Below are 18,003 nucleotides of genomic sequence, written 5' to 3' on the forward strand. Positions count from 1 at the left end.
ACGATTATAAAAGTACACTTGCTTGATTGAACGATAAAGCATTATCTGAAATTAAATCATATTTCTTCATAATGTGTGAAAATTTAAAATTAAAAAAATAAATAGCGAAGACCGCCCCCGCTATTTATTGTATTGAAAGATTTTATAAGGTAATCCTTAATTAATTTTGACAAAAGTTATTAGTCACATTTATGTATGTTAAATTGGATGTAATTAATGTATTAGGATCATTAGGGAATTTATATTGATGAATTGCACAGCGTTGAATATCTTTAAAAGTTACATCGTGTACATTTAAAACAGTATTGTACCACGTTTCAATTGCTCCCTCTTGATCTGGATTACTTGCATATTCTATGGTTGCAAAGCCTATCTCGTTTAAAGCAGAAGGCGTATCAAAATAAATACCTTGCCAGGCACCGAGTACCGCATCTATTCCTGTAAACAAAATTGGGCTTTGAGCGGTGCCAACGGCAACTAAACTAGGTTTTGACCCTGATGCTCCTTCATCAACAACCAAACTTGCGTTCAATCCAAATTTCATTACAACCCCAGGGTTAATTGTTAACTTACCTCCACCTGCAGAGACAACTAAACGTGATAGAATATGATATGGCACACCAAAATCCTTAAAGGTTGCATCTATATTAAGAAACCCATCATTTAAATAAATTGCATTCGTTCCATTACCTTTATAATTTCCGCCAACCATACCGTTCACATAATTAGGCCTTATAATCATAGGTACATTACAATTGGTAATTGTATTGTTTTCTAGGACAAGTTCATCTCCACCATATATCGCATTAAAACCATACGTTTCAGAATTTGAAATGACGCTATTGCGCATAGTAAGATGTGAATTTGACCAAACAATTACAGCTCCTTTATCTCCATTACTATTAAATGCTTTCCCTCCCGCATATTCTATATTTGTAAATTCCATCTTGTTTTTGATGTCGTTAGTCTCAATATAAATTCCGCGCCATGAGCCTGGATTTCTATCTTCTCCCGTAAATAAAACGGGCTCACCTACGATGCCTAAAGCTTGTATTGATCCTGTATTTAGAATTGCTAATCCCGCATCTGTACCAAACTGAATAGTAACTCCTGGTTTTATAATGAGATCTCCATTTATGCCATAAACACAATTAATTATGTAATCTATACCATCATTTCTGTTTTCTAAGGTCAGCGTTTCTCCTGCTGCTACATTTGTTGAGCAATCTATTGTTTCAGTAAGCAATTCTGGTGGGGCCCCGGTATCATCATCGCTACTACAAGATGTAACAAACATAAGTGAGCTTAAAGCTCCTATTAATAAAAATTTATTTTTCATAATTCAATCGTTTTATTGCACCTACTCCGGTTTTAAGTCTTTTTTCGGCTTGTTCAGACTTTTTTTTGAATATTTTATTCAATGATGGCTACTATATTTATTGCCATACCACCCTCCCACAATTGCACAGCTGTCATATTCTCTCCTAATGCATAAAGAAAAATACACTCTTTATATACCCATATTAATTCAGATATTTTTTCTCTTCATTATGATTGAATTAGGGTGCTATTAAAAATAAATGTTTTGATGAATATGTTGAAACAAAATTATGGAAGATATAATCCTATAAATATCACATATGTTTCAAATGGTATAACAGATGTAACATTATAATCATCAAGATTGCTACATAACAAGTTAGCAGAACTAAAAAAAAAATTTAGGAAGCCAGATGAATCCTCATTTTATATTCAATTCTTTAAATGCTATTAAGCTCTATATCATTGATAATAAAGAAGAAAATGTAGTTGACTATTTAAATAAGTTCTCAAAACTGATCGGCAAAATATTAGCATCCACACAAGAGAAACAAATAACACTAACAGAAGAAATAGAAACCATAAAGTTATATATTGGTATTGAAGACATAATTTTTAACAACGAGATAGAAGCCACATTTACAATAGATGAAATGCTGCCTTTAGATACCATAAAAATCCCGTCATTAATTTTACAACCCTTTGCAGAAAATGCTATTTGGCACGGGTTATCATTAAAGAATGATCAAAAAAAACTTCATAGTGCTATTTGTAAAAAGGAAAGCATCTATATAGAAATAAGGATAGAAGACAACGGAATAGGAAGGGAAAAGTCTTCATTAATTAAACAGAGAAAGCTGTACAAAAAAGAATCTATCGGTGTTAATTTAACAAAAGAACGTTTAAGTAACTTTGAGAAAGACTATAAAAACAATTACAGCCTAAAGTTTGAAGATTTATACGATGAAGATAAAAAAGCATCTGGAACTACAGTTGTTTTAGAGATACCATTGCAATAAGGCATGCAATACTGCTATTGATGAAATGTCAGTTTTTTATTCAATAATTTCGTAGTCAATATCTAGTTTTCTCAATGCTCTTAAAGCAGATGCAGTGTCTTTGTCTTCTATTTCAATTTCTACAGCGTCTCCTTCAAGGAGAATACCGGTAAGTTCATTCGACAAGGATTCACTAATATTTGATGAAATAGCTACAATACAGTTGGCTATCGCTCTTCTATCTGGCCGCTGAGCATCACATGACAATAAGTTTAATTTCATAATATCAATTTATTCATGCAAGATACTAAAGTTGAATTTAGTAGAATGTGTGAAATTATAGCTTTCAAAATTATATAAAGTGAGTTTAATTCAGGTTAATACCTGTTTTGTTCATTTTTAAAATAATAAATGAAATTATTAGAGGTAATTAAATTAAATGGCACCATCTTTGCGGACCATTAAATATTAATAAATTAAATTACATTACAATGAGTAAAGGAACAGTAAAATTTTTCAACGACACTAAAGGTTTTGGATTCATCACTGAAGAAGGAGTTGAAAAAGATCACTTTGTACACATTTCTGGATTAATCGATGAGATTAGAGAAGGTGATGAAGTTACATTTGACCTTCAAGAAGGAAACAAAGGATTAAACGCAGTAAACGTAAAAGTTAACTAATTATATATTCTTATATTTCAAACAAAGCCCATCTTAATCGATGGGCTTTTTGTTTGCGGTATATTTAATAGTTTACCCACTCAAGCTCGTGTGCGCCGAAGCTTCAGCGAAGGTGTATAGCGAAGGAGGAATTATTCAAAACTATACCGTTGCTCTACAGTAGAAGATGCATTCAGTAATTGATTGAATATTTTTATGTTATTAAAATCACGTGTTATATCGTCAGATACAGCGATTCCAGAAATTCCTGTTTCTAAAATGGCGGTTATGTCTGCTGTGGTAATTCCGCCATAGCCTATAATTGGCGTACCTGTTTTTAGTACGTCTGTAATAGCAGTATAGCCCATTAAACCTAAAGCTGAAGACGTATTCTCCTTAGTTGCTGATTCCCTAAAAGGTCCTAAACTAATATAGTTTACTTGTTTATCAAGTAAGGCTTCGCATTCATCCATGGTATTTGCTATTCCTCCAATAAACTGCCAACTATATAAACGTTTTCTAGCTTCAGTAGGGAAGGCGTCGTTTTTTCCAAAATGCACCCCATCTGCTTTCACTTCTCTTGCTATTTTATAATTGTCGTTTATAATCAGCCTAGTTTGAAAATGGGAGGTCATTTCTCTAGCCTCACTGGCGAATTTTAAAAGCTTTTTTTCTGAAATCCCTTTTAACCGCAACTGCACTAATTCCGCCCCTGAAGTACAAGCCTTCTGAATATTTTCCAAATGCTCTTTTGGAGAATTGCCTTGAGATATGTAATGTAGTTTAGGTATCATTGTATTTTAAATATTTTCAATATTTCAAAAAATCTGTCATCCACTTTCTGACTTCCGTCTTTTTCTAATCCCTAATCCCTAATCCCAATTACCCAATAGAAACCTTCTTCGAATACTCCATAAAATACCCTTCAAACCTTTTCAATATAGGATGCATTTTTTCTGAATAAAGTACATACTGGCATTTTTGAATACTTTGAGTTATAGACATTATAGCCTTATAGGATGATTGTTGCACTAAAAACTCCGCATCGTCAATACTGAATATCTTTAAATCAGCGATACTTACTCCATTGGTTAAAAAGAGTTTATTCATAGATTTTGGGGTTGATATAAGGATGTCAACACCCATAGCGATTTCAGATTTTTGGACATCGTTGTGCAATTCTTCATAACCAACGTAAACACGCAAGGAATTGTTTTTGGTATAGGCGAGAAAAGTATCGTATAGTTCCATAGCTATTTCCTTATTTTCTACAAGAACTAAGGCTCTTGGAGCGTTGCCAATGGCTCTGTATTTCAATTTTTGTAGCGTTGTAAGGATAAGCGTAGTTGTTTTTCCACTGTCTTTTGGAGCCGTGCAATATACATTGACACCACTTTTTATTATAGGAATACTCTTGCTTTGGAAAGGAGTAGGAGTTGTTATTTCAAACTGCGCTAGTTTTTCTTGTATTTCGGGATGTAGTTTATTGAAGGGCATATTAAATTTTACAGATGAAGTCTTGGTCTATTTTGTGCTAATTAGCACAAAGATACTGCCTACAAACGACATAGGATGGGATGTTGGTTTTTTTTGAAGTCGGTGACTTTCTAGACGAGTTAATTCTCTATCCTAAGTTAATCAACTATTGTAATGATTCAGTTTTCTTTTGCCCAGTGAATAAGTTTTACCATAAAAGTTTATAAAACTGATTTTTGTCACATTCCTGCCCAAGTCCATATTGTATATTTACTATAATTTAAATGAAATCACGAAATGTCAGAATTAGCAGATGATTATTTGGACAATCACTACATCCACCGTAGCAATTGGTTGAGAGCAGCCGTCCTTGGAGCAAATGACGGAATTCTGTCAATTGCGAGTATTGCCATAGGGGTAAGTGCTGCAAGTACTTTAAGGGAGCCCATTATCTTGGCAACAGTAGCTGGATTAGTTGCTGGAGCGTTATCTATGGCTGCGGGAGAATATGTTTCGGTGAGTTCTCAAACGGATGTTGAAAATGCCGACATTGAAAGGGAAAAACTTGAACTGGAGGAGATGCCTGAAATTGAATTGCAACGACTCGCAGAAATTTATGAAAAACGAGGCTTAAAAAAACAAACCGCATTAACCGTAGCCAAGGAACTAACAGAAAAAGATGCCTTGGCCGCGCACGTTCGGGATGAGTTGGGTATAAATGAAATGAGCAAAGCGAACCCCATACAAGCCGCCCTTGCATCAGGAGCAGCCTTTACGGTTGGTGGTGTACTTCCTTTATTGGCAGTATTATTTCTACCATTAAATAACCTAGAATATTATCTATACGGTTCTGCTCTTTTATTCCTAATAATTTTAGGAGGGCTAGCCGCCAAAACTGGAGGTTCCAGTATTAAAAAGGCTGTTATTAGAATCACCTTCTGGGGCACTGTCGCCATGGGATTGACAGCCTTGGTGGGGTATTTGTTCAATGTGAATGTGTAATAAAGGCGACTGAGTTTTGAACAATTATGGAGCTTCAGAAGAGCCCTTTCAGGTCCTGGTGGAGAATATAATTTTTGATCTTATATAGCTGAATTATATTTTTTGAAGAGGCGAGAGTTCATTAAGTTTCACCGGATGCCTATCTGGAGCGCTCAACTTTAAAGTTGATTCATATTCTTTATCAGTTAGTTGAAATTCCAAATAATCAACCCTTTGTCAAAAATTCCGATGAATATTATTGAAGAGTTTTTGAGCTAGTCTTATACATAAAATATCTTGGCTTAGTTTAAAATTATGCTGTTTATGAGACAAATTAGTATTAAATTTTTTATATTTATTACTTATATCACTTAATTGTCTTAATTTTAAATAAGATAAATGTACATAAGACGTATGACTTTATCAATTCTCATGAAATTAAGCATTTCAGTATTATTTTGTTTTAAGTCTATTAGAGGCTTCTGAACCAATAAGCATATTTTTAAATGTCTAATCCCTTAAAAACAGAAAGATGAAAAAAGCCTTAAAAGTAATTTTAGTAATTGTAATTATTGCCTTCATTGCGATTCAGTTTATAAGACCTGTAATAAATTCAGGCGAAGAAAATGTAGCGCACCAAATTACAGCGAACTATCAAGTGCCACAAGAAGTGCAGCAGCTCTTAAAGGTTTCTTGCTATGACTGTCATAGTAACACAACCCAATATCCTTGGTATTCCAAAATCCAACCAGTAGCTTGGATACTTGAAGATCATATATTGGAAGGTAAGGATGAATTGAATTTTTCTACGTTTATGAATTATCCAGTCTGGAGACAATACAAAAAATTTAAGGAAATAGAGAAAGAAGTAAAGGATGGCGAGATGCCACTAACTTCATACACTATTCTTCACCGGGAAGCAATATTGAGTGAAGAACAAAAAATATTGATACAAAATTGGGCAGCCAATACAATGAAAGAAATGGAATCTGAAAATCCGGCAGAGAGTTTGGTAAAACCGAAATAAACTTGTTTTCTATATAATTAATGACTCTTACGTCTTTCATCAAGCTAAATTAAAAACTCTTAACCTCTGCCTTCTTTGCGACTTGGCGGTGAAAAAATAACCGCGGAGGCGCAGAGATCACAAATTAAAAAAGCGTTTTAATCAAGGAAAGTCAGATTGTTCAACGAAAACTGGCTTGGCATTATGATTTCGGCAAGTTCAGGGGGTTAGATCTGATAATTATTGGATACCCTCACCCTCACGTTTTTACACTTACGCTTCCTCTTTAATAACTCCCGAAAGCACCTCCCAAACAGTCTTAGCCAAAATTTTATGCCCTTCAGCAGTAGGGTGAATTCCATCATTCTGGTTTAATTTCTTAACTCCACCAACATCCTTCAGAATAAAAGGAATAAATGCCAAATCATTTTTAGAAGCCAAATCAGAGAAAACCTCCTTGAATTGTGTGGTGTAGTCGGCTCCCATATTTGGGGGCAATTGCATTCCCGCCAAAACAATTTTTGTATTGGGACTTTTTGCTTTTACTGCATCTATGATTGCTTGTAAGTTAGCTTTGGTTTCAGTGATAGCAACACCTCGAAGTCCGTCGTTGGCGCCGAGTTCTAAAATGAAGATGTCGATATCTTGGTTTAAAATCCAATCGATTCTACTTTTGCCACCTGCGGAAGTTTCCCCACTCACTCCAGAGTTTACAACTTGATAATTCAACCCCAATGAATCGATCTTAGTCTGAATAATTCCCGGAAAAGCATCGTTAGTATCATCTAAGCCATAGCCAGCAGTAATACTATCGCCAAAAAATAGAATGGTTTTGCTAGAAGCCTTTTCAGAAGATTCAGTTTCTGTAGTTGCGTTTTCAGTTGCATTTAAAGTAGCTTTTGACTTTGTATCATTTCCGCAGGAAATCAAAACAAAAACGGTCAAGAAATAACAAAACTTTAAGAGGTTTCGATACGTCGAAACAGTTGGATTTAAAAGGCTTTGCGTAATTTTGGGATTCGGCATATTGTCGGAAATTATTATAAAATTTAAATGACAAAGATATTAAAGATTAACGGACTAGAGCGCACTTACAATAGTGGTAACAAGCAATTAACAGTCCTTCACAATGTTTCCTTCGAAGTTGTTAAGGGACAAACATTCTCCATCGTCGGACCATCAGGAAGTGGAAAGACTACCTTATTAGGCTTAGCTGCAGGCTTAGACACTCCCAATGCAGGCTCGGTGGAGCTATGCGGTCACGATCTAAGCACCCTCAACGAAGACGAACGCGCACAACTTCGAAATGAACAAGTAGGTTTCATCTTCCAAGATTTTCAATTACTACCCACTTTAACTGCGCTGGAAAATGTAAGTGTGCCTTTAGAGCTTCAAGGCTCCAAAAATGCAGTTAGCAAAGCAAAAGAATTATTAGAAAAAGTTGGTTTAGGAGACCGTATTCATCATTATCCCTCCCAATTATCAGGTGGCGAGCAGCAACGAGTGGCAGTGGCAAGAGCTTTTTCAAATAATCCTTCTATTTTATTTGCCGATGAACCTACTGGGAATCTAGATGAAGAAACTGGCCAGAAAGTAATACAGTTGCTCTTCAACCTCAATGAGGAAGCTGGAACTACATTGGTAATTATCACCCACGATTTAGATTTGGCTGCAAGAACGCAACAAATTCTAAGACTAAAAGGCGGACAGATTTTAACCAATGAAACAACAGCCGTAGTTTGAACAAGTCACCGTTAAAATCAAAATACAACACCGCTTGGCTTTTCAAAATGGCTTGGCGCGATGCAAAAGCGAGTAGAATGCGATTGATGCTCTTTATGGCTTCCATTATCTTAGGAATTGCCGCAGTAGTTTCCATACAGTTGTTTAGCCAAAACCTTACAGACAATATTCAACGCCATTCAAAATCCTTGATGGGTGCTGATTTTACTATTGACAGTGACGAGCTTCCCAATCCGCGTGCACAAGCAATTATTGACTCTTTGAAGCCCGACGCCTCCGAAATAAACTTTGTTTCCATGGTGGCTTTTCCTAAAAATGATGGCACTAAATTAGTGCGTGTTCGTGGTTTGCAAGGCGAATTTCCTTTTTACGGAAAACTTGATACAGAGCCTGTTGCAGCTGCTATTTCCTATCAAGCTTTAGGTGGTGCTTTGGTGGATGCCACTTTAATGTTGCAATACAATTTGCAAGCTGGTGATTCAATTAAAATAGGTGAAATTACTTTGCCCTTAGCTGGCGCATTAAAGGCTATTCCGGGCAATTCAGCAGTTGCTACTTCGGTGGCACCTTTAGTAATTATCCCTTTTAGGTTTATAGAAGCTACTGAATTATTACAGTTTGGAAGCCGAAAAGAATATCGGTTTTTCTTTAAACAACCCAATACAGATTTGTTGAGGTTGGAAGAAAAGCTCCAACCGATGCTAGAAGCAGAAAATGCAGATTTCGACACCCACACCAGAACTAGTAGCAGATTAGGCAAGCGTTACGATAATGTAGGCTCCTTCTTAAACCTAACCGCTTTTATTGCATTATTGCTTGGATGTGTAGGAATTGCCAGCTCGGTAAACATCTATATCAAAGAAAAAATAAAGGCGATTGCCATCCTAAAATGTCTGGGTGCCTCTAGAAAACAAAGCTTTCTGATTTTCTTAATCCAAATTGCAGGAATAGGAATTTTAGGCGGAATTATTGGGACTGCGATAGGAGTAGGGCTGCAAGAACTTTTCCCTATTGTATTAAAGGAATTTCTACCCTTCGAATTAACAATTAGTATTACCTCACAACCCTTAATTATAGGCGTTTTTCTAGGCTTAGTAATGTCCGTTTTATTTGCTTTACTGCCGTTATTGCGCACTTGGTACGTTTCACCATTGGATGTGCTTCGGGTTAGCGGCGACACCTCAAAACAGTCAAGAAAGGCGAGTTATGTAGCCATTGCCGTGATTGTTTTGTTTTTATATGCCTTTTCCTTTTGGTTGCTAAAAGATTGGTTGTTTGCATTAGCCTTTATAGTCGCAATTATGCTAACCTTCGGGATTCTTTCAGGGATTGCAATTGCTACTATGAAATTGGTTAAGGCCTATTTTCCGAAGGGAGCCGGATTTACTACAAGACAGAGTTTGCTGAATTTATTTCGCCCCAACAATCAAACTATCGTACTTTTGATTGCTATTGGCTTGGGTACATTTTTAATAAGCACCCTATATTTTACTAAGGATATTTTACTGGATAAAGCCGAAATTGGCCAAACCTCCAAAAGTGTAAACCTTATAACTTTAGACGTACAACCAGACCAAGTAGATGAGGTTGCAAACACCTTTAAAGCAAATGACTTGCCGGTTTTAGACAATATTCCGCTGGTTACTATGCGAATGCACAGCATAAAAAATGTGTTGGTAAATACCTTGCGAACCGATACTACCGCCCAAGTAAAATCGTGGCTTTTAAATCACGAATTTAGAACCACCTACCGCGCGAACCTCATAGATTCTGAAGAAATTATAGCAGGCGAGTGGGTGCCTAATCAAAAGACAGACGAGATCATCCAAGTCTCCATCTCAGACAATCTTGCCGAAGATGCCAATGTAAGCCTTGGCGACTCTATTGTTTTTAATGTGCAAGGCGTACTGATGGAAACCGTCATTAAAAGCATCCGAAAAGTAGATTGGGCAAACCTACAACCTAATTTTACAGTCCTTTTCCCCAGTGGCGTCTTGGAAAACGCGCCACAGTTTTATGTGCTAACCACTAATGCCCCAACTGAAGCCAGTTCAGCTAAATTGCAACGGGACTTGGTGAGTAAGTTCCCCAATGTTTCCGTTATAGATTTAAGGCAGATGTTTACGGTAGTAGAAGACATCCTCAACAAGGTATCTTGGATTATTAATTTTATGGCATTTTTCAGCATCCTTACAGGGATTATTGTTTTAATTGGCTCGGTGCGCACCAGTAAATACCAGCGAATAAAAGAAAGTGTTCTCCTGCGAACCTTGGGCGCAAAAAACAAACAGATACTCACCATTACCGCCCTAGAATATCTATTTCTAGGAATTTTAGGCAGTCTTTTGGGAATCCTTTTGGCACTAGTTAGCAGCTTGCTTTTGGCAATATTCGTATTTGAACAACCCTTTACACCTTCTCTAATCCCGTTCTTGGTTTTTCTACCTGGAATCTCTCTTTTGGTTTTGGGAATTGGGTTGAGTAATATTCGGGAGGTTTTGAGGAGTTCGCCTTTGGAGGTTTTGAGGAAGAGTGGGTAGATTGTCATTTGAATTTTAATGACGTATTGAATGTAGGATGCGAGCGAGACGCTTGCGCCAGCAGGGAATGAATATCAGTTGTGGAGTAATAAAGTTATTTGGGAGAAGATCAGTTATGTTCACAATAATCCTGTAGCCGCAGGTTTGGCATATAGAGCTCAAAACTATGTTTATTGCAGTGCTTCGGATTATGCAGATGAAAAGGGTTTATTGGACGATATTGTAGTATTCTGCTATTTTGGAACCTGACTTAACAAAAAAAGGTTGCCCGTTAAGGCAACCTTTTCATCATAATAACAAAACCTTTATTTTAAACTTTTAAACAGTTTTTCAGCAACCAACTTAGATGAAGCTGGGTTTTGACCTGTTATTAGGTTTCCGTCTTGTAGTGCATAAACTGCCCAATCGTCTCCGCTAGAATAAGTAGCTCCGTTTGCTTTTAGCATATCTTCCAGTAATAAAGGCACAACTTCTGTAAGGCCAACAGCTTCTTCTTCAGAATTTGAGAATCCGGTTACTTTTTTACCTTTTACCAAACTTTTACCGTCTGTGTTTTTAACGTCTCTTAAAACCGCCGGGGCGTGGCATACAAAAGCAATTGGTTTTTCTTGAGCATTAAATTTTTCAATCAATGCGATTGAATTGGCATCGTTTACCAAATCCCATAAAGGACCGTGACCCCCTGGATAAAAAACAGCGTCAAAATCGTCTGGATTCATATCTGCCAATACTTTTGTGTTTGCAATTATATGTTGTGCTTCGGTATCTTTATTAAAACGGTCTGTGTCCTCAGTCGCTGCATCAGGGCCGTCGCTACTTGGGTCTATGGGTGCTGCACCACCTTTTGGGGTTGCAACAGTAATTTTAACGCCTTGATCTAATAGACTGTAATATGGGCTTGCAAATTCCTCCACCCAAAAGCCTGTCTTTTTTCCTGTATCTCCTAATTTATCGTGAGATGTTAATACAAATAATACGTTCATTTCTTTTTCTTTTTTTAATGTTGATTTTTCTTCTGAAGCTTTTTCAGAAGAATTTTCCTTAGCGCCCTCATTACAACTAAATGCTGTAATAAGGGTTAGTACTAAGGCTATTGATTTTAATGAGTTCATAGGTTTTATTAATAAGCCATTTTCACAATCTTCTCAACCTTGTCTGGCGATAAGGATTTGTGTTCTCCAATTCCCAACCAGCCACGATCTGTAAAGCGTTGCTTTATGGTTTCGGCGGTGCCTTCGTAATCGTCGGTATAATTGGATAACTTGGTTTCAATACCTAATTCGTGGAAAAAGGCTTCTGTTTTTTCAATAGCGGCGTATGCTTTATCGTCTTTGCTACCTTCGGTTATTTTCCAAACACGCTCTGCGTATTGGGCTAATTTCTCTTTTTTAGCCTCAAAGTTATATTTGTAATGGCTAGGTGTCATAATTGCTAGCGTACGCGCGTGGTCTATGCCGAATAGAGCGGTAAGCTCATGGCCCATCATATGAATAGCCCAATCTCCTGGAACTCCTTGTTGAATCAACCCGTTTAAAGCCATAGTACAACTCCACATAAAATTGGAAGCCGCTTCATAGTCCGTAGGATCTTTGATCACTTTTGGCGCTACTTCGATTAGGGTTTGTAAAATGCTTTCTGCGAAACGGTCTTGTAATAATCCGCCAACTGGATACGTCATATACTGTTCTAAAACGTGGGTAAAAGCATCGGTTATACCGTTTGCCAATTGGCGCTCTGGAATGGAAGTAATTACCTGAGGATCTAAAATAGAAAACTGTGGAAACAATCCTGGACCGCCCATCGCTAGTTTCTCTTTGGTTTCGGCACGAGTAATTACCGCTCCGGAATTCATTTCGGATGCCGTTGCAGGAAGGGTTAATACCGTTCCAAAAGGCAAGCCTTCTTCTATTTTTATATTATCGGTTAAAATATTCCAGGGCGATGCGCCTCCGTACATTGCAGCAGCCGATAAAAACTTGGTGCCGTCAATCACAGAACCGCCACCAACAGCTAATAGAAAGGTGATACTTTCAGTTTTAATAACCTCTAAAGCCTCCATCAACACTGAATATTCTGGGTTTGCAGGGATTCCACCAAACTCGATAACCGTGGCGTCTGCCAAAGCCGTTTTTACTTGGTCGTAAATTCCGTTTTCCATAATACTTCCGCCACCATAAAGGAGGAGGATTTTAGCGTTTTCAGGAATTTCATTTGCTAATTTTTCGATACTGTCCTTTCCAAAAATTATCTTGGTCGGGTTTTTAAATTCAAAATTGTTCATCTTTTATTTACTTATATGTTTTATTAAAGTTTTAATTTCTTTTTCAATAGTTTCGTTACTCTTAAAATGGCTTCAATCAATTATTTACTTTTAAATGATTGGTTAAATATTTATAATTTATAACATTAGGTTTCGACTGCGCTCAACCTGACATCGCTATAACTATTATTTAAATATTGTCGATTAAGTCTTTCAGCGAAGCGGTCTTAAGTCTTTTTTATCGCGTCCCAAGCCGCCTTATAAGCAACTTCAATATGTTCTTCATCCAATTGAAACCCATCTCTTTTATCTGCCATCATCAAAAAAGATAGTGGACTTATAGTATAGGCATACAATATGTAGTTTGAAATTGGTTTTATAATTCCTTCGTTTTTACCGCGCTCCCATAAGTCGAGTAGGGGTTGAAGGTGTTTTATTCCTTCTTGTCTGCTAGGTTCATCAATCATTGGAGTATTATCACATTGCGCTAAAAACATTGCGTTTTCAGAATCTTTAAACTTAAATTCTGCAATGCGTTTCCAGATGGTTTCAAATCCTTTTTCAATAGGCATTTCTTCATTATATGTGGCAAAAGCATATTCAGTATATATTGCCTTAACCTCTATATAGGCTTTGTTTGCCAAGTCTTGTTTATTTTCAAAATAGAGATAGATAGTAGCAGGGGAAACGTTAGCCATTTTGGCAATCTTACTCATTGGCGCAGCGTGGAAACCGTTATTGTTCACTAATTGAATAGTCGCTTTTATTAAGGAGTTCCGCTTATCTATGCTTTTTTGAAGTTTAGCCATATTATTTAATTCTGGCACAAAGATACACAAAAGTGAATGTTCATTCTTTTTTTTTAACAGGGATTTATGGTTAGAAAGGAAATTTGAAACTAAATATTGTCACCGAGGCTAGCCTTAAATACTATAGATATAGGGATGAAGAAGTTTAATAATATAAATTATAATCTATTCGATGAAGTAATTTTAGAATTAATAAATTACTTCAAGCTTATAAATCTATATATTCATCTGAGTTTACTTCGTGCTTAATTTTGGTGTACTTGAAGAGAATCTTATATTTAGCTAACCATTTAATAAAAGTCCAAATACGCTAAGTTCAAATACATTTTATAAAACTTCAAAAACTATAGAATCAAAACAGTTCATTCATCGCGTATTTGAAAATAATCCTTACTAATTCCCAAATATCGATATTATACCCAATCTATGTGCCAATTTGTATAAGCATCTGATAACGCCAAAAAACTAAGATAATAGCCAATAATGAACAATTCATAAGTATATATAATTGTTCTATAATTTATATTATGTAAAATAGAATTTGTCCAGCATTACTAATCTTCACTTTATTATAGATTTCATAAATACAGTTACTCAGTAGCGATTATCGCATACCACAGTATAGGCTCTTCTCCTTCTGTGGTGGACATATAGATTCCGTTGCGGTATAGATCTATATACAAATTTATATCACGACTATCATCAGATAAATAAACAAACCATTCGTCGCGTTTGGTTTCTATAAATCTATATTTTGCATCGTTTTCAACAGATCGTTCCATCCAAACATTGTCGCCTACATTTTCAAAATAGCCGGCAGGTTTCTCGCCATCCTTTGTGTACACTACTTTTTTTAAATTCAACCCATTTATCTCGTTTTGGGAATCACTATTTTTCGTTTGTTGTTGCACAACGGTTTCATTGGAATTGTTTATTTGATCAGTACTACTATCATCAGTAAAATTTAATATCAAGATTATAAAAAGAACAATCGTTATTAAACCTCCAATTAAATAAGGGACTATTTTTTTTGATTTCTTTTGAGGAACTGAATTAATATTTGCTATCGGTGGCTTAAAACTTCCCTTGGGAACCGACTTATTTTCTTCTGCCAATTTTAAGGTCTGCTTCAAATCATTTACCAAGCGTTCAAAACCAGCTTCGTGACCCATAGCCGTAAAATCTACAAACTGCTTCCGTGCCAGTCGCATCGGTACGTCGCATTCCTCTATTTTTATAGGGTTTACGGGTTTGTCTAAGCCTATAGCATACGAAATTTCGTCTTTCACATTTTCCGAAGCAACAGAAGTTTGCGAAAGGATTAATACGATTGCATCTGCTTTTTTAAGTTCAGATTCTATGGTGTCGTCCCAATCTGTTCCTGTGCGTATGTTTTTATCGAACCACACTTCGAATCCTTGTTTTCGTAATGCTTCTACTAATGATGAAACATATTCAGTATCGCGTCTTGAATAACTGATGAAAATCTTCTTTGCTGCCATTGTATTCTTTATTAATAAATTAGTATGATTTTGTTAGTACTTTAATCCATAATATCATAACTTCTTTTAAAGATTGCATCATCACACACATATTTCTCGCCATCAATACCTATCATTAACCAGTCTCCTGCTTTTCCGCTCATCACTCCTTCCATAGTTTCTACTTCGAAGGGTTCATAGATTTGCACACATTTTATAGGAATGGGCTTCTTTACAGCTTTTTTGAAACTCAGCTTAGGAGTTTTGTCTTGAAAGAATTTCTTCATCACTTAAAAATTTATATTGAAATTACGATAAAAAATTAATTTTTAGGAACTTTATGTATTCATCTTCTGGATTGTCTGTTTGCATCAAACTCACATAAGCATTATAGGCATTGGCGTGGATTGAAACCTTTTCGCGCAAATCAGCCATTGCTGCCGCTTTTCCATAATTTTCTTTTGAATTTTCAAAATCGCCTTTATAAAGAAAAATTTCTCCCATCGTAGCTAATTTCCATAGACCTGGAAATGGATCTTTTTCGGTTGCTTGGAAAGCTTTATCCGCAAACGCTGTCATATCTCCTCTTTCTCTTTTCATCAAACTTAGAAAAGCCAGATTGATGGCGTGGTAATATATTTGTGAATAATCTCCTTTGTCTTCTGAAATCTTTAAGGCATCACTGTAATGTTTAAAAGCCATTTTTAAATCTTCCGCTAAAGAGGTCAATAAATATTGACGTTTGTAGCGTCCGCCCATTATTCCCAATAAATTTGAATTGTTTTTTGCAGCTGGGGTCTCATTCAAAATTTGAATAGCCTCCTCTTCCCTACCGGCTGCTTCTAAAGCGTATATTAAACGCTCTAAACCTTTGTTATCAAGTTCTTTAAGCTTGGGAAGAAGTGAATTTATAACTTCATTATATTCCCCCATTGCAATATTAATTTCCTCTATATTAGAAGATTTATTTAAAAAACTTTTGTTGGTTAGCGTATTTAAAAGTAGTTGGTAACTATCGTCATTTTCATTCGTAATCTGTACTATTGAAAAATGGTCACCCTCTATAATTTCGTGATATTTTTTTGGAAAAGGTTCCAAACTTGAACTAATAGGCACATATTCATCTTTAGTAGCCGCAATTGTTTTAAAAGTGAAAGGATAATCAGCTGGAAAAGCTTCATCCCAGCGATTTCGTAAGTTTCGCATATATTGGCTTCCTTCTTTCAGGTCTTTTTCATCATTGCCATAAGTAAAAAAGTTTTGCAGTTCTATTTCAGGAAGGCCATAACTTGGGGTAGCATAGAACATCACGTGACTTATTCTGCCCAAATCATATTCATTCAATTCTAGTAAGGCTTGTTGCACTACAATTCCACCCAAATCGTGCGCTACAACTGCGATACGTTTATATTTTGAAAATTTATTGTTGATTGAAGTAAGCAAAAAACCTGAATTTCTTTCAATATCAGTTGAGCACGCCCAAACACTCTTACCCATTTCTGGCATTACATTACTACTATAACCCAACGGAAACATATCCCAACCGTCTAACCCACCTTTATTGTTAATGAGCAACTTTGGCGCTTGCGAAAAAGTATTTTCAGCATCGCCAGAAAAACCGTGTACAAAGAGAATTACACTATTGGCATTTTCGCTTTCTCTAAATTTTGTAACTAATTCTTTTCTAGATGCTTTTGTGGCCTCTACTAAAGCTTCAATTTCTGCTTCATCTGCGTTTTCATCCATCAATTTTGAAGCAAAACTCAACACAAAATTCTCGGATATCTGAATGTTTGCATACGGGTTTTGTTTTGGGTAAATCTTTTTTACTTTTCTGAATATATAATCTACCGTTTCAAGAATGTAGACAAAAGCGTCTTCACCTTCGTGCTTGTCATCTCCTCTTAAAACTTCAATCATACATTGTGAAAAAAGGCTATTTTCTCCTCCTTCCAAAATAACACTCAATTCTTCTGCACGACAAGCGGAAATTATGATCATACCGCGACCATCATCTAATTTTTGGGCAAGACCATCTGCGTTGGTGTGTTTGGGTTGCAGTCCTGCAACACCTGCCGTCATTCCTGCAGCGTGGCAACAGTCCAAGAAAAAAATTAATCTTTTTGATTTTAATTGTGAGATTTTATATTTTATTTCTTCGGCTTTAATCCAAGTGGTTTTGTATTTTTTTGGTTTATAATCAGACGGGCAGAGATGAAAATACTTTTGATTTTCTGCTTCGGGTTTCTTTTTTGTTTCGTCTTTTATAAAGGTATTGTCGCTATACATTCCACCGTGACCTGAATAAAAGAGTAATACAGAAGAATCTTCATCTGTTCTTTCCAATAAATCATCAAACGCCTTTAGAATGCCTTTGCGGCTTGCTTTTTTGCCTGTAAGAATTTTTACATTCGATTTATAATAACTACCTGTTTCCTTATTGGCTAGGATTTCATTTATTGCTTTCGCATCGTTTATTGTTTCTGGGATATCCTTACCACCTACTCCAATTAACAGCGCATGAGCGTTTTTTAGCTTTGCCATAATTTTTGATTTTGAAAAGAATTTATAGCCTTTGAAAAAAGATCAATTAATTAATAATTTGCCTTAAGACGAAAGGACATAAGACGTATGACTAATTGGGTTTTTTATCAACGTAATATTTAAAATCACATTTTTACGTCTTATGTCTTAAAGTCCTATGTCTGTTTTCAGCATCAATTCATT

17 protein-coding genes and 1 pseudogene are annotated in these 18,003 nt (G+C 35.9%); 7 read left to right on the forward strand and 11 right to left on the reverse strand.

Annotated elements, in window-relative coordinates:
- Nucleotides 1-160: 160 nt before the first annotated feature.
- Nucleotides 161-1,339, reverse strand: coding sequence for a right-handed parallel beta-helix repeat-containing protein (locus AEQSU_RS13250; protein WP_014783381.1), 1,179 nt, complete (start codon nt 1,337-1,339; stop codon nt 161-163).
- Nucleotides 1,340-1,727: 388 nt separating this feature from the next.
- Between AEQSU_RS13250 and AEQSU_RS13255 the strand changes: the two are divergent.
- Nucleotides 1,728-2,339, forward strand: a pseudogene (locus tag AEQSU_RS13255) (sensor histidine kinase); the annotation flags it as partial.
- 36 nt (nt 2,340-2,375) lie between these two features.
- Here AEQSU_RS13255 and AEQSU_RS13260 read toward each other — a convergent pair.
- Nucleotides 2,376-2,600, reverse strand: coding sequence for a hypothetical protein (locus tag AEQSU_RS13260; protein WP_014783382.1), 225 nt, complete (start codon nt 2,598-2,600; stop codon nt 2,376-2,378).
- 209 nt (nt 2,601-2,809) lie between these two features.
- On the opposite strand from AEQSU_RS13260, the gene AEQSU_RS13265 reads away from it, so the two are divergent.
- A complete protein-coding gene (locus AEQSU_RS13265; protein ID WP_014783383.1) occupies nt 2,810-3,001 on the forward strand; it encodes a cold-shock protein in 192 nt (63 codons plus the stop codon).
- A 131-nt stretch (nt 3,002-3,132) separates the two neighbouring features.
- Here AEQSU_RS13265 and AEQSU_RS13270 read toward each other — a convergent pair whose 3' ends face one another.
- Together AEQSU_RS13270 and AEQSU_RS13275 are read right to left on the reverse strand one after the other, a co-directional pair.
- Nucleotides 3,133-3,774 carry a thiamine phosphate synthase gene (locus AEQSU_RS13270; protein WP_014783385.1) on the reverse strand — a complete coding sequence of 214 codons (642 nt, stop codon included), beginning with the start codon at nt 3,772-3,774 and terminating at the stop codon, nt 3,133-3,135.
- A gap of 88 nt (nt 3,775-3,862) precedes the next feature.
- Nucleotides 3,863-4,477, reverse strand: a complete 615-nt coding sequence (locus AEQSU_RS13275; RefSeq protein WP_014783386.1) for a DEAD/DEAH box helicase — start codon at nt 4,475-4,477, stop codon at nt 3,863-3,865.
- Between the two features lie 276 nt (nt 4,478-4,753).
- On the opposite strand from AEQSU_RS13275, the gene AEQSU_RS13280 reads away from it, so the two are divergent.
- Nucleotides 4,754-5,458, forward strand: a complete 705-nt coding sequence (locus tag AEQSU_RS13280) for a VIT1/CCC1 transporter family protein (protein ID WP_014783387.1) — start codon at nt 4,754-4,756, stop codon at nt 5,456-5,458.
- 511 nt (nt 5,459-5,969) lie between these two features.
- A complete protein-coding gene (locus AEQSU_RS13285) occupies nt 5,970-6,464 on the forward strand; it encodes a heme-binding domain-containing protein (RefSeq protein ID WP_014783388.1) in 495 nt (164 codons plus the stop codon).
- A 252-nt stretch (nt 6,465-6,716) separates the two neighbouring features.
- Here the strand turns inward: AEQSU_RS13285 and AEQSU_RS13290 are convergent, their stop codons facing one another.
- Nucleotides 6,717-7,469: an arylesterase gene (locus tag AEQSU_RS13290; RefSeq protein ID WP_014783389.1), complete on the reverse strand. Its 753-nt coding sequence runs from the start codon at nt 7,467-7,469 to the stop codon at nt 6,717-6,719.
- 27 nt (nt 7,470-7,496) lie between these two features.
- On the opposite strand from AEQSU_RS13290, the gene AEQSU_RS13295 reads away from it, so the two are divergent.
- The 3 genes from AEQSU_RS13295 to AEQSU_RS16670 all read left to right on the forward strand — a co-directional run bounded on the left by AEQSU_RS13295 (nt 7,497) and on the right by AEQSU_RS16670 (nt 10,975).
- Nucleotides 7,497-8,186 carry an ABC transporter ATP-binding protein gene (locus AEQSU_RS13295; RefSeq protein WP_014783390.1) on the forward strand — a complete coding sequence of 230 codons (690 nt, stop codon included), beginning with the start codon at nt 7,497-7,499 and terminating at the stop codon, nt 8,184-8,186.
- 47 nt (nt 8,187-8,233) lie between these two features.
- Nucleotides 8,234-10,726 (forward strand): ABC transporter permease, encoded by a 2,493-nt coding sequence (locus AEQSU_RS13300; protein ID WP_014783391.1) that lies wholly within the window; start codon nt 8,234-8,236, stop codon nt 10,724-10,726.
- Nucleotides 10,727-10,804: 78 nt separating this feature from the next.
- The gene (locus AEQSU_RS16670) at nt 10,805-10,975 is read left to right on the forward strand and encodes a hypothetical protein (RefSeq protein WP_157429286.1); all 171 of its coding nucleotides are present in this window, start codon (nt 10,805-10,807) and stop codon (nt 10,973-10,975) included.
- 56 nt (nt 10,976-11,031) lie between these two features.
- Here AEQSU_RS16670 and AEQSU_RS13305 read toward each other — a convergent pair whose 3' ends face one another.
- The 6 genes from AEQSU_RS13305 to AEQSU_RS13330 form a co-directional block, all read right to left on the reverse strand.
- Nucleotides 11,032-11,838 carry a type 1 glutamine amidotransferase domain-containing protein gene (locus tag AEQSU_RS13305; protein WP_014783392.1) on the reverse strand — a complete coding sequence of 269 codons (807 nt, stop codon included), beginning with the start codon at nt 11,836-11,838 and terminating at the stop codon, nt 11,032-11,034.
- 8 nt (nt 11,839-11,846) lie between these two features.
- On the reverse strand, nt 11,847-13,007 hold the full coding sequence (locus AEQSU_RS13310; RefSeq protein WP_014783393.1) for an iron-containing alcohol dehydrogenase: 1,161 nt from the start codon (nt 13,005-13,007) through the stop codon (nt 11,847-11,849).
- Nucleotides 13,008-13,213: 206 nt separating this feature from the next.
- Complete coding sequence (locus tag AEQSU_RS13315) at nt 13,214-13,795, reverse strand: TetR/AcrR family transcriptional regulator (RefSeq protein WP_014783394.1); 582 nt, start codon at nt 13,793-13,795, stop codon at nt 13,214-13,216.
- 590 nt (nt 13,796-14,385) lie between these two features.
- Complete coding sequence (locus AEQSU_RS13320) at nt 14,386-15,297, reverse strand: toll/interleukin-1 receptor domain-containing protein (RefSeq protein ID WP_014783395.1); 912 nt, start codon at nt 15,295-15,297, stop codon at nt 14,386-14,388.
- Between the two features lie 41 nt (nt 15,298-15,338).
- On the reverse strand, nt 15,339-15,563 hold the full coding sequence (locus tag AEQSU_RS13325; RefSeq protein WP_014783396.1) for a hypothetical protein: 225 nt from the start codon (nt 15,561-15,563) through the stop codon (nt 15,339-15,341).
- A gap of 22 nt (nt 15,564-15,585) precedes the next feature.
- Nucleotides 15,586-17,820 (reverse strand): caspase family protein, encoded by a 2,235-nt coding sequence (locus AEQSU_RS13330; protein ID WP_014783397.1) that lies wholly within the window; start codon nt 17,818-17,820, stop codon nt 15,586-15,588.
- Nucleotides 17,821-18,003 lie beyond the last annotated feature (183 nt).

The organism is Aequorivita sublithincola DSM 14238 (assembly GCF_000265385.1).
Taxonomy (GTDB): Bacteria; Bacteroidota; Bacteroidia; order Flavobacteriales; family Flavobacteriaceae; genus Aequorivita; species Aequorivita sublithincola.